This window comes from Fibrobacter sp. UWR4 (assembly GCF_003149045.1).
Classification (GTDB): Bacteria; Fibrobacterota; Fibrobacteria; order Fibrobacterales; family Fibrobacteraceae; genus Fibrobacter.
On record NZ_QGDU01000057.1, the window covers coordinates 1 to 12,298 of the forward strand.

The 12,298-nt window shown below is 51.2% G+C and carries 7 protein-coding genes; 2 read left to right on the forward strand and 5 right to left on the reverse strand.

What is annotated here, in order from left to right; all coding sequences use genetic code 11:
- Window positions 1-115 precede the first annotated feature (115 nt).
- The 4 genes from BGX12_RS14560 to BGX12_RS14575 all read right to left on the reverse strand — a co-directional run bounded on the left by BGX12_RS14560 (window position 116) and on the right by BGX12_RS14575 (window position 7,529).
- Window positions 116-1,783: a glycosyl hydrolase gene (locus BGX12_RS14560; RefSeq protein ID WP_109736761.1), complete on the reverse strand. Its 1,668-nt coding sequence runs from the start codon at window positions 1,781-1,783 to the stop codon at window positions 116-118.
- A gap of 200 nt (window positions 1,784-1,983) precedes the next feature.
- A complete protein-coding gene (locus BGX12_RS14565; RefSeq protein ID WP_109736762.1) occupies window positions 1,984-3,891 on the reverse strand; it encodes a T9SS type A sorting domain-containing protein in 1,908 nt (635 codons plus the stop codon).
- A gap of 174 nt (window positions 3,892-4,065) precedes the next feature.
- On the reverse strand, window positions 4,066-6,372 hold the full coding sequence (locus BGX12_RS14570; protein WP_109736763.1) for a glycosyl hydrolase: 2,307 nt from the start codon (window positions 6,370-6,372) through the stop codon (window positions 4,066-4,068).
- Window positions 6,373-6,548: 176 nt separating this feature from the next.
- The gene (locus BGX12_RS14575) at window positions 6,549-7,529 is read right to left on the reverse strand and encodes an aldose 1-epimerase (RefSeq protein WP_109736764.1); all 981 of its coding nucleotides are present in this window, start codon (window positions 7,527-7,529) and stop codon (window positions 6,549-6,551) included.
- 240 nt (window positions 7,530-7,769) lie between these two features.
- On the opposite strand from BGX12_RS14575, the gene mnmE reads away from it, so the two are divergent.
- Window positions 7,770-9,152, forward strand: coding sequence for a tRNA uridine-5-carboxymethylaminomethyl(34) synthesis GTPase MnmE (gene mnmE, locus BGX12_RS14580; protein ID WP_109736765.1), 1,383 nt, complete (start codon window positions 7,770-7,772; stop codon window positions 9,150-9,152).
- Window positions 9,142-10,023 (forward strand): GRP family sugar transporter, encoded by an 882-nt coding sequence (locus BGX12_RS14585; protein ID WP_109736766.1) that lies wholly within the window; start codon window positions 9,142-9,144, stop codon window positions 10,021-10,023. The genes mnmE and BGX12_RS14585 overlap by 11 nt, the downstream gene beginning before the upstream one ends.
- 1 nt (window position 10,024) lies before the next feature.
- Here BGX12_RS14585 and BGX12_RS14590 read toward each other — a convergent pair whose 3' ends face one another.
- Window positions 10,025-12,151, reverse strand: coding sequence for a glycoside hydrolase family 9 protein (locus tag BGX12_RS14590; protein WP_109736767.1), 2,127 nt, complete (start codon window positions 12,149-12,151; stop codon window positions 10,025-10,027).
- Window positions 12,152-12,298 lie beyond the last annotated feature (147 nt).

Below are 12,298 nucleotides of genomic sequence, written 5' to 3' on the forward strand. Positions count from 1 at the left end.
GAACAATCGGCCGAGAAAACGACTTGGATTTCTCACCCCATTAGAGTATATTTCTAGGCAAGTTAAACAAATTTACTTGGCGACTTAAATTCGCCAAATTAAAAACGTTCTTGAATTACTTCACGATGAACATTCCGTTTTGCATGGAAGCTCTGTTCTTGACTTTTTTGCCGTTCAGGTCAAAGACGCTTGGATTCTTTTTGTTCATCAAAGAACGAGCTCCAGTATTCTGCGGTGTCATTCCCTTTTCTATGCTCAGGACTGACTGGTCGATTTCGTACTTGTCCCAACCGGGCATGTCTTCCAGGGTGAGAACATAGTCACTACTCATAACTGTTTTCCAAGTTTCCTTGGTATTGTCGTTTGCCCAGCCGTCCATGGCGTAATCACCGTACCAGGGCATGAACCAGCTCCAGTTTGCGCCATCGGCCTTCATTTCGTCGGGGAAGGGAACGGAGCCATTTTCGCTAAGGGCGATAATTTTACGACCGCCGAAAATATCCTTCACGGTTTCAAAACTACCCACAAGGCTGGAATGATTTGCTTCGCGGGGGTAGTAATAGTAATCGCGGCCAACAACGTCCACGTATTCGTTTCCAGGATACCAATCTAAAGCGTCGCTGGCTTCGTCGGTGGTCCAAACCCAGATCAGGTTATGAAGTCCTTTATCCTTGGTGAAATAGTCGAACATCAAACGGTATAGGGCGACACAAGCTTCTGCGCCGTCGGTTCCCCACCAGAACCACTTACCTGCAGCTTCGTGAAGGGGACGCCACAGAACAGCGACGTCTGCTTTTTGCAAAACCAGAAGACTGTCTGCAATCATGTCCATATCGCGGATAATGGCTTTGTATTCGTCGGATTCAGTTTTCCATTTTTTCGTGGTTAGATCGTATGCCTTTCCGATACTGAAATCGGTGTAGGGATCGTTTCCGCTAGATTTTGTATAGAAGGCTTCCACATCATGCATGGGGTCTTTCCAGTGCCAATTGAATTGCGGAATGCCGCCTTGTTCCCAAACATACTGTGCCATGGCGATGGAGGCGTGGGTATAGCCCTGGTACCATTGCTGATCGGAATTCTTTCCGGAAGAATGGAGAAAATCAAAGCCGACGAGAACCACGTTCTTACCGGTAGCTTCTCCGATGTATTTCAGTTCCGTCTGCGTTTCGTAGGTCTGGGGAGTGTACTGTCCGTTGTTTTCGAAGGGACGTTCCGTCATGACGCCGCTAATGACTTTCTTGCCGAAATTTGCAACAAGGAAATTATACAGTTTCTTGGCGCTTTCGGTGGGCTCGGGCGTTACAGGGTTGGGGGATAAGGCAAACGGAGTTGCTTCGTATTCCGTAAGTTCGATGTAGTCCAGGTTTACCCAGCCCCAGGAATGGACGATGCCGATGGTGTTTTCTCCCTTGGTCAACTTGATTTTTCCAGCGCCCTTGATGGTGCTGAATTCGTCGTTCATACCAAAGGAAATCTGTCCAGCGGAAACTCCGTTGATGGTCAAGTTCTGGATCTTGTCGGTGCCGCCAGTGGGCAGCATGTAGTTTGCCCAAAGGGTGTAATAACCGGTTTCAGGGACGCTTACCTTGAATTCCAGGTTGCCTTCTTTCATGGCGACGTAGGATCCACCAGAAACAGCTGGGTTTTCAACAATCTCAACTTTATGATCATCTGCAAGGACTGCAGATTCCGCCTCCAAGCGGATGGGGGCGGCATTTGCTGCGGTAGCGCCAATCAAACTTGCGAGAGCAATTCCATACTTCACGTTAAAACTTCCCATAAACACTCCTGTTTTCGCCCTTAAATCTATATTCGTCCCCTAAAATTTCAAAATGTGTCGACAAGATCCAATGGTAAAAATGTTGAACAAGTCGCACCAAATGAAAACTTTTCTTAAAAAGGAAAAGGCTGCAGTTTTTACCTGCAGCCCTATAGTCTTTTAGTTGCGTGTGTCGCGAGATTTGCGGCACTCTATGGATGTTATCGTGCGATAATCTGGGTGGCGGAAATGCCTGCGCCAGAGACACGTACGATGTACTGACCCTTGGAAAGGTCGGACATGTCGAAGGCGTGAGTGCCTGCGCTCAGAACGCCGTGGAACAGAGTTGCCACTCGCTTACCGTTCATGCCGAATACGTCAACGCTTACGTCACCAGCAGTTGCTGCGGTAAACATGACGCTGTTGCCCATGACGGACATCTTGGTGGCAGAAACAGCTTCTGTTGCGCGGAAGACGGTGGTGCCGTTTCCGTTGGGATTGCCGCCCATGACGTAGTCTTCGTTATACACGATCTTGATTTCCGGAATCTGTTCTTCAGTGTTACCGAAACCACGTCCGAAGGCGTCGTACTTGTCTTCGTTGAAGTTGAAGAGCATCTGGTCACCGGCGGCGATATCGTCATAAATCACGGTACCGGTATATCCTGCGGCATAGTTTGCGATAATGATGGACAAAGTCTTATTGCGATCGGCAAAACTGGAAATGTCAATAGAGCAGGTGGCCTTTTCGCCTGCGGCAACCTTACAGCTGCCATCCGTTTCTGTCCAGGTCCAGGAATCGGTGAGTTTCAGAATGAGATACAGGTCCGCGTCAGAATCGCCATTGTTCTTGGCGGTCCAGGTGAAGGTGGTTGCCTTGGAGAGGTCCCAACCGCCCTTATTCTGATATTCGATCTGGGCGTTGTCATCACCGTAGGTCACTGCCATCTTGCCGTCGCCACCACCGGCAACAATTGCCACATCCTTAATCTTGATGGACGCTTCCGCAGTTGCGGCGAGTTTGGTCATGGCATCAAGAGCGGGGTCGATGGTATAGCTATAGCCGCCGAAGTTTGCTTCCGTCTTGTCGCCAATGTACTGCCAGGCCAATGCACCTGCGTAACCGCTTTCGAAGGCGAACTTGTAAGCCTGTTCCGTAGAAATCTCGGTCTTTGTTGCCATGGATGCGGTATGAGTATCGCCGCTCCAGCCACTGGCCGGGAATTCGCCGATAATCATGGGCTTGGCATCATACTTGTAGGTTGCCTGCATCTGGGCCGCAGTGTTTACGAAGGGAGAAACTGCATCGCCCTGATAATAGGGGTAATAGTGGGTCTGGAAAAAGTCCAGAGTACCATTGGCTTCGCCACCGGCTGCAATCAGGTTGGCGTCATTCCACCATTCTTGATACTGGATGTTCACGCTACCCGTAGAAACCAGCAATTCGGGATTTGTAGTATGGATGGCTGCAGCCACCTTGTTGGTAAACTTCTGGAGGGTTGCCTTGTCCAGCTTCTTGGTAGTCCAGCCTACATTGGTCATGCCTTCCGGTTCGTTGAATACTTCCCAAGTCATGAGGGCATTGTGATTGCCGATGCCCTTCACCACAGGAACAAGGACGTTGTTGATGAAGGCGGTTGTACCTTCGTCGGTAAATAGCTTTTCGTTGGCGGTAATGTCCAGCTTATCGCCTGCATAAATACCCCACTGGTTGGGTTCCATCAGGTTGTGGCTAAACAGACACATGGAAACCATGACGCCATATTCTTCGGCGATGTCCAAGGCCTTTTTCATGTTGGCAAGTGTGCTGGCCTTTAAGCCGGAAACCAGGTGGGTGGTTTCGTCAATAGCCGGGCTCTGGCTCATGTTATTGAAAAGCCACCAGCGAATTGCGTTACCGCCTGCGGCACGAGTGCCTTCCACGGCCTTACGCCATGCATTTTCATCCAGGGGAGATTCGCCAACGTCTGAATTATAGTCAGCCCAGGCCAGATTGGTACCGGAGAAGAAAATCTTCTTGCCGTTGTATATAAGGTCTGTTCCACTTACGGTAAGGCCCGGGGCTGCAAATACTGCAGAAGCGGAACCGGCGAGAGTGGCGATAAGGGCTGCCTTGGCGAACTTGTTCATGGATGTCTCCTTTTTTTCGACCTTAAATCTATACTAAAGAACCTAAAAATTCCGTATTGAAAGGATATCGTAAACTTTATTGTGAACTAAATCAACCGGAAACAAGGTCTAGTAATAAAAAAAGGCCGCGGAATTGATCCGCGACGCTTTTGTCCCAAACACTAATTCTTTGGATTACTTGATCTTAACTACCTGAGCAGCGTCCATGCCAGCGCCCTTTACGCGGATGATGAACTGGCCCTTGGAGAGTTCAGACATGTCGAATGCGTGGGTACCGGCAGCGAGAGTGCCTCGGTAGAGGGTGGCGACGCGCTTGCCGTTCATTCCGAACACGTCAACACTTACGTTGCCTGCGGAGGCTGCGGTAAACATGACGCTCTTACCCTGGACGTGGAGGCTGGTAGCCTTTGCTGCTGCAATTGCCTTAATGGCAGTCGGGGTACCGTCCTTGTTCAACAATTCAATCTTGGTAATGTGACCCTTGCTCTGGGTTGCTGCGGTAAACAGACCCTTCTTGTCGTCAAAGGCGCTAATGACCTTGCCGTTATCAGCTACCATATTGTCGAATGTGACCATGCCGTTGAAGCCTACTGCGCCGCCCACCATCAAGGTGACGGAGAAGAGGTTGTCAAGGTCCATGGGATGTTCCACGCCATTATCGTCCTCGTAAGTGGTGATGTCGAATTCACAAGTGGACTTTGCACCATCTTTAATCCAGCATCCATCGGACTTAGACATTTCCCAGGTCCAGCCGTCATCTTCCATGCCGTTACGGACGAAAGCGAGGCCAACCCAGATGCCGCCGTCTGCACCACCTTCACCCAGGTTTGCGATATCCACGGCAATAGTCTTTGCGCCGGTGAGGTTCGGGACTTTCTGAAGTTCGATGTTTGCACCGCTGTCGTTCAGGGCCTTGAAAGTAACACCCATGATCAGGTCCACATATTCCTGGTTTGCCTTGGAGGTGTCTGCACCAAAGGATGCGCTAGCCTTGGAGGTGGGGCAAGTCTTGGTGCCGGCGTTAGCCTCGTTATAGGAGTCCCAGCCCGGCATCTTGTCCAAGGTAATAATGCGTTCGTCGGCAAAGTTGCTCTGCCATACGGAATTAGCAGTCTGGCTGACGTAGCCACCAGACCAGGATTCGTACCAGGGCATCCACCAGCTCCAGGGAGCATTATCATCGTATATGCCCTTCACATCAGGAATAGGACCGTTTTCACTCAGGGAAATCACCTTGTTGGTGCCGGCCTTATTAGTGAAGTCAATGAATGCGGAGGCGTTGCTCTGATGGTCGTTTGCCTTGTTGTAGATGTCAACAGAGATAACGTCATAATAGTTTTCACCCGGAGTCCAGGTAATCTTGGATGCGTCCTGGGGGTTAAAGTCCCAAATCAGGTTGTTGACGCCGTTCTTGAAGACCATGCGTTCGTAGAGCAGCTGGTAGAGAGCTGCGAACTGCTTGCCAGTATGGGTGCTCCACCAGAACCAGTTGCCACCGGATTCGTGGAGGGGGCGGAAGATCGCTGCAACGCCTTCTTCCTGGAGTTCCAGGAACAGCTTGGAAACCTTATCGATGTCGCCTGCCAAAACCTTATATTCGGTGCTCAGGGTGTCCCAGCTGGTAGTTCCCTTTACGAATGCGTTAGTGAAATCAAAATCGGTATTCTTGGTCTTGTTGCCGTTAGCGGTGTAGAATTCTTCTTCTTCACCGGGACGCCAATGCCATGTGATAGCGGGAATACCGCCCTTCTTCCAGGTGGACTTTACGACGTCCATAGCCTTTTCGGTGTAGGTCTGGAACCAGCTGGATTCGGAGTTTCCGCCGGTAGCGTTCATCATGTCTACGCCAACCAAGGCGGGGAACTTGCCACCAGCCTTGAAAACAGCCTGGACATCTTCGTGCTGGGTCATATCACCCACGGTGTAAGCGTCCATATTTCCGGTCATGACGCCAGAAATAGTCTTCTTGCCGAAGTTGTTCACCAGGAAGTTGTATAGTTTCTTGGCAGACGGGGTAGCGTCTGCTGTGACAGGAGCGTTACAGAGGGTGAATTCCTTGGCCTTGAAGGGTTCTACGGAAATGTAGTCCACGTCAATCCAACCCCAGCTATTTTCAATGGAAACCTTGTTTTCGCCAGCGTTCAGCTTGAGAACGGTTTCGACATCCACGAATTCGCCCTTGGCTGTCACGGGGAAGGAAACCTGGGAGGAAGCGCCGTTTGCAGCAACATAGTTGATCTTGTCGCCGTCGTAGTTATTCATGTAGTGGACGACGATGGTGTCGCTACCGGCAGTTTCGACGCTGACGGTGAAGTTGATGTTGCCGCCATTCAGCTTGACGTACTTTCCGCCAGAAGCGGAAGCGTTAGCTGCTGCTGCTGCGTCATCAGTGAGTTCTGCAGATTCAGCTTCGTACTGGGCTGCGAAAGTGGTTGCAGCCATGGCCAGGCCAAAAACTGCCAAATTTTTCTTCCAACTCATAAACACTCCATACAAAAGGTTTGTCTTTCCTATAAAACTATACTTATCCCTATAATATAGACTCAAATTAAATAGTCCGTGTTGTAATAACGTTGAAAAATACTCAACGTGCGGAATAAAAGAAAAACGGCATTTTTACGAAGAAAACGCCGTTTTGTAAATGAATGTTGAGAAAATTACTTCTCTGTCACCGTGAATCCGAACTGGAATGTTCTAGATTCGCCAGGAGGAATTATGATCAGTCCGCGGTGATGGTTCAGGGCGTCCGGTTCCGAGGTCATGGGCTCGATGGCGATGCTCATTCGGTCGGGAGGGGTGTACATCTGGATGGCGTTATACTGTTCCACACCGGCGCGCTGCCAGATGTCCAGCATCCTGGATGCACTTTCCAGAATCACATGGGCGTTGTTGGTCAAATCCTGGGTTTCTGTCACGCGGACCTTGGAAAATTCGTCATTTAGGCAGAAGCAGTCGTTAATGAACTCGTCGCCAATCTTGCGTCCGTTTACAAAGCGCTTGTCATCCTGGAAGTTTCCGGTAGGCAGGTCTGCTTTGTCCAGGAGAGCGAGCTTTGTCTCAGGAATCTTCATGGTGAGGCCATCGATCTTTTCGCCCAGCATGAAATAGGGGTGCCAGCCTTCAGAGTAGGGCATGTCCTTGGAACCCAGGTTTTCCACCTTGGACTGGATCATGACGGATTCGCCATTGAAGGTCACAATGTTGGTGGCACGATAGGGGAAAGGAAATCCTGCATAAGCGCCTGGCCAGTCGCAAGTGAAAACGGCAGTGCAGCTAGTGCTGTCGCTTTCAAAACTCTGGAATTTCCATTCCTTGTTCTGGAGGAATCCATGGAGGGCGTGTGGAGCCCAGCTGACGTTGTTTTCTAGCTGGTAGGTGTTGCCGTTCCATGCGAACTTTGCGTATGCGGTACGACCCGGGAACGGAGTCAGTCGGCAGCCGGCGTTGGTGTCCGGAGCAATCTTTGCGATGTCGTTACCCTGACGGTAGCCCATCAGGAGGTCGCAGCCATTTACGCGCCAGGCGTTCAAGCCGCAACCGTAGCCGCTAAGAATTTCAAATTCGGCGCCGTCATCGCGCTGCAGGACGTAGCATTCGATGGTGCCCAAAGGACGAGAAATAATCTTGAACTGACTCATAGTAGGCGAAAAATTAAATAATAAAGTTGCTTTTCCAATATGGATATGGAATAGGATAACATAAATGTATCACGAAAAATAATAAAAGAGGAATCGTGAAAGTTTTTTGTAATAAAGAGACCTTCGGTGTAAATGGAATTTTGAGTTTTTTGTTCTTTCGAAAAGAGTTTTACAAAGTTGGGCTGAGGTAGGGAATAGGGAATCCTTGATTACACGGATTGAATTTCTATCTTTTAATTTATGGATAAGCAGACGATTGTAGCCCCCATGACTCCAAACGGCGTTAGTGCCGTTGCCGCCATTCGCGTGAGCGGACCTCAGGTACGTGATGTGGTGGAGGCCTTGTTTGGCGAGAAAGCGGTGGCCGGACTGAAGTCCCACATGGCGAAACTGGGAACGGCAAGATGGCCTGCAGATGTGCCGAACGGTTGCCACGCCGGAGCCACGATTGATAGTCTACTTTACTTGTATTTTGAGGGCCCCAATTCCTATACAGGCGAAGACGTACTGGAGTTATATCCCCATGGAAATCCATTGATTGTCCGTGACTTACTCCAGGCCTGCCGTATGGTGGAAGGTGTCCGATTGGCGGAACCGGGAGAATACACCCGTCGCGCATTTTTGAATGGAAAGATGGACCTGACCCAGGCGGAATCCGTTGCCGACGTGATTCACAGCGCAAATCGTTCCGAGTTGGAAAATGCCCACCGCTTGCTGGGCGGCGCCCTGTCCAGGAAAGTATCCGCATTGACCGCCCAGGTGAAGGATATTTCCGCCCGTCTGGAACTGGATGTGGATTTCGCCGAGGAAGAAGCGGATCCGGATTACGCCGGTTGGGAAACCCGCTTTGTGGCAATTCGCCAGTCGGTGCAGGATATTTTGAGCAGTTTCCGCGGCAAGGCCGAAGTTGGCCGTTTGCCCTTGGTGGTTTTGTACGGCGCACCGAATGCGGGCAAGTCTAGCTTGGTAAATGCCCTGCTTGGCGAAGACCGCATTCTCGTCAGCGATATTGCTGGCACTACCCGTGACTTCGTGGAAGTCCGTCTTTTCTTGAAGGGTGGAGAAATCCGCCTGGTGGATACTGCGGGACTTGCTGAAAAGGCCGCGGACGCTCTTGATGGCCTCAGTATGGAAAAGAGCAAGCAGATTCTCGCCGAAGCAGATATGAAGATCTTGTTAGTTGATGGAACAGCTAGCGTCATCCTGAACCCCGAAGGGGTGAAGGATCCAGTAGGCATGAATGTTCATCCGGATCTTATTTTGCAGACGAAGGCTGACCTTTCTAGGAATGTCGCTCTGAACTCGGTTCAGGGGCAACTTGCCATTTCCTCCAAAACAGGCTCAGGTCTTTCCGAACTTAAGTCCGTCCTTAACGCCCGTCTTTTCAAGAATCGCGAAAATTCCGAAGACCTCTGGATCACCAGCGAACGTGAGAAGGCCTGCCTCGAAGAAGCTCTGGCTGGCATAGACCGCGTGCTTACACAGCTGCGCTCCAATCCCGCAGTAGAACTGCTGGCCTTTGAAATGCAAGTCGTTCGCCGTGCTCTCCAGAGCATTACCGGCGAAATCTCATCTGAAGACGTTTTACAATCCATCTTTGCGGGGTTCTGCATTGGGAAATAGCTATATCGGCGCCTTGCTCGCCATCGTCATTTTTGGCTCCTACATGGTGCCCCTGAAAAAGTGGTCCTCCTACTCTTCCTGGTCCTTCCTTTCCATGATGACCACGGGTGCGCTTATCTGCTCCTTGGTAATCGCCTTTGTGACGGGAACCTTCAACCTGAATCCCATGGGCTTGCTTTGCGGTGTCTTGTGGGTGGCAGGCGGCGCCTTCAGTTTCTGGGCGGTTCAGGCCGAGGCGGATCTGGCTGGTGCCGGCGTCCGCGCTATGGGCGTAAGCATTCTGGCGTCCTTCCTTTCCGGCGTTTTGCTGTTCGGCGAATCTTCCAACTTCGTGCTGTCCATTCCGGCCATCATCTGCTTCCTGGTGGGGTTGTCCCGCTTGACTCCGTCCACCGGAGGTTCCGTATTTAAAAACTGGCGCTCTTTCCTGGGCGGTTTTGTTTTTGGTACTTACCTCATTCCCTTCAAGATTGCTACGGCCAATGGCCTTCAGCTTACGGATTTGGAATTTATGTGCCCGGCGTCCATCGGCATCTTTGTGGGCAGCCAGGTTCTTGTGGGGATCCTTACGTTGAAACGCAAGAAGTCCTTCGGCTTCCCGATGGTGCCCAGTCTTGTTTGCGTCGGTACCGGCGCCCTCTGGGTCTTTGGTATGCACGGTTGCTTCTGGGCCATCGCGCCCATTGCCGCAGGCGGCGCCTTGGGTTACGCCGTAGGCTATCCTCTCACTCAGCTCAACCTTCTGGTGAACCTTTGCTGGGGCGTGATTGTCTTTGGCGAATACAAGACTGCTAGGGAAAGAATCAAACTGCTTCTCGCGACCTTCATTATCCTAGCCGGCGCAGTTCTTCTGACTCTCTCCAAAGGCTAAATTACTTTACTGCAATCTTCTTTGTGGTTTCGCCAATCTGCACCATATAAATGCCACTTCTCAGTGCGCTCAAGTCCATGGTGACGGATTTGCCGTTAATGGGTTGGCTCGTGACCTTGCGACCGCTCAAGTCGATGAGCTGAATCGTCTTGGCAAAGTTCCCAATAACGTCGATGTTCAGTGTGCGGCCCTGCAGTTTAATGCTGCCGACTTCTGCGACGGTTGTCTTGATGCTTGCACTGGAAATGGGCTCAATAATGGGCTTGGTTACTTCATCGTAGCGTGCGGTTAATGCCATCAGGTACCAGGTGGAGTGGGGGAGCCACTGCTCGATCCAACGCCAGTTGTTCCAAGGTTCGTCTGCGGGGAATCCTGCTTCAGAGACGTTATCCCAAACGATGCCGGAGCCGTCGGTGCTCTTTCCGCTGATGCCGTTGGCGATACCGCCTTCCAAGGTGGCGTCGTAATCAGAAGATCCGTTGTACTTGGCAGGATTCTTGATTCCCTTGCCGTACATCATGCAGACGCCATAGGGGTTCTTTCCCAGAATCCAGTCCAGCTGGTCGGTGGCGTACTTGTTGATAGCCTCGCTGTCCGCTCCGTCTTTGCCTAAAATCTTTGCGGCGTAGATTACTGCGGCGGAAAGGCTTGCAATGCGGGCGTCTTCGCCTTGCCACCAGTACTTGCTTTCGTTGTCGTGGGGGATAAAGAAGGTGTTCTTGATGGCGCCTTGGGTCTTTGCTGTCTGTCGGGCGTAGCCGAAGGGATTGTCCACTTCTGTGGTTATGGTGACGAGCCAGTTCAAGTGTGCACTTATTGCGTCTCCAACCTGGTAAAGGAGCTCGTTCACGGGATCGCAGTCGCAGTCGGGACGAGCCCAAACAGGTCTTCTGTCGATAAATTCGTCCGAGGATATGTCTTGCTTGCTTTCGATTTCCGCAAAACGGCTTAAAGCGACAAGCGGGAGACCTGCGTCACTGGCATGCCAGAAGGGGCGAGTTTCGTCATCGTCGCTCCAGAAATAGCCCTTTTCGCTCATACGTTTGCTTAGGTGTCGTGCGCGCTTGCGGGCTTCAGTCAAGTAGGCCTTGTCTTCTGTGGCGGCGTACAGTTCCGTTGCGGCTAGCAAGGCGGTGTAATCGTCGATGATGTTTTCCTTGCCGTCATCACAGTATTCGCAAGAGCCGTCCATGGACTGTTTGCCTTGCAGATGTTCAAAGCCTTTCTTTGCTGCTTCCAGATATTGTTCGCTGGTGTAGTCGCCATTCTTCTTCAAGGTCGAAGCGCGGGCGAGAGCGGCAATGGCCATGCCGCCGCCTTCGCGGAAAGCGGTCTTGTAGTCTGCGCTCTTCACGCCATCGCTTCCGCTAAAGGCGCAGAGGAAACGATCGCCTTGTCCCCAGTTGTCGAAGACGGTCATGTAGAAGAATCCGGATTCGTCCTGCATGCGCATCAAAAAGTCTGCGCCGTAAATGGCTTCGTCGATGGCGGTAACGGTGGAGGGGTTTGCGGTCAAGGTGCTAGGCATCTTTTCTGCGGCAAAGGCCAATGCCCAAACCGTCAGCGGAATCTGCTGTGGGTTCAGGTAGTTTGCGTAGGAAAGGTGACTCAGGTATTTGCTGACGTCACCGCTGGCGTCATACCAGCCGCCGTGAACGTCGCGGGTAACGCCGCTGCTGCCATAGACGGAAACCTTCTTGTCCCAGCCCATGATGGGGTCCTTGTCGGCACGGTCCTTGTAGAAGTAGTCCATCACGGATTTCAAGGTGTTTGCCGCCAAAGCGTTTTCGGCTACGACGACTTTTTCCAGGGAGGAACCGTCGGAAAGCTTGATGGTGTAGGTGCCTGGTTCGGTCACCTTAGAAAAGTCCGCGGTGTAGAATACATCGCTTCCGTTGATCCAGTTGTCAGAATTGGAGCCTTTGCTCAACTTGCCAGTGTAAACAGCGACGCCGTTTGATTCCACGGTAAAGTCTGCTCCGTCGAGCCCCGCTGCAGCTTTGACCACTACGGATTTTGGCTGGGAAGCGTCGTAACCCACCTGGTTATGGTAAAATGTGGCAGCGTTGGCAGAGCCGATGGTTGCCAGTGCTGCAAAAGTGCTAAGTGTAAAAATCTTTGTCCTCATGGTCCTAAATTTAATTTTATTGGATAAGAGTGGATTGGCTTGCAATTTATTTGGCGAATTTAAGTCGCCAAGTAAATTTGTTTAACTTGCCTAGAAATATACTCTAATGGGGTGAGAAATCCAAGTCGTTTTCTCGGCCGATTGTTC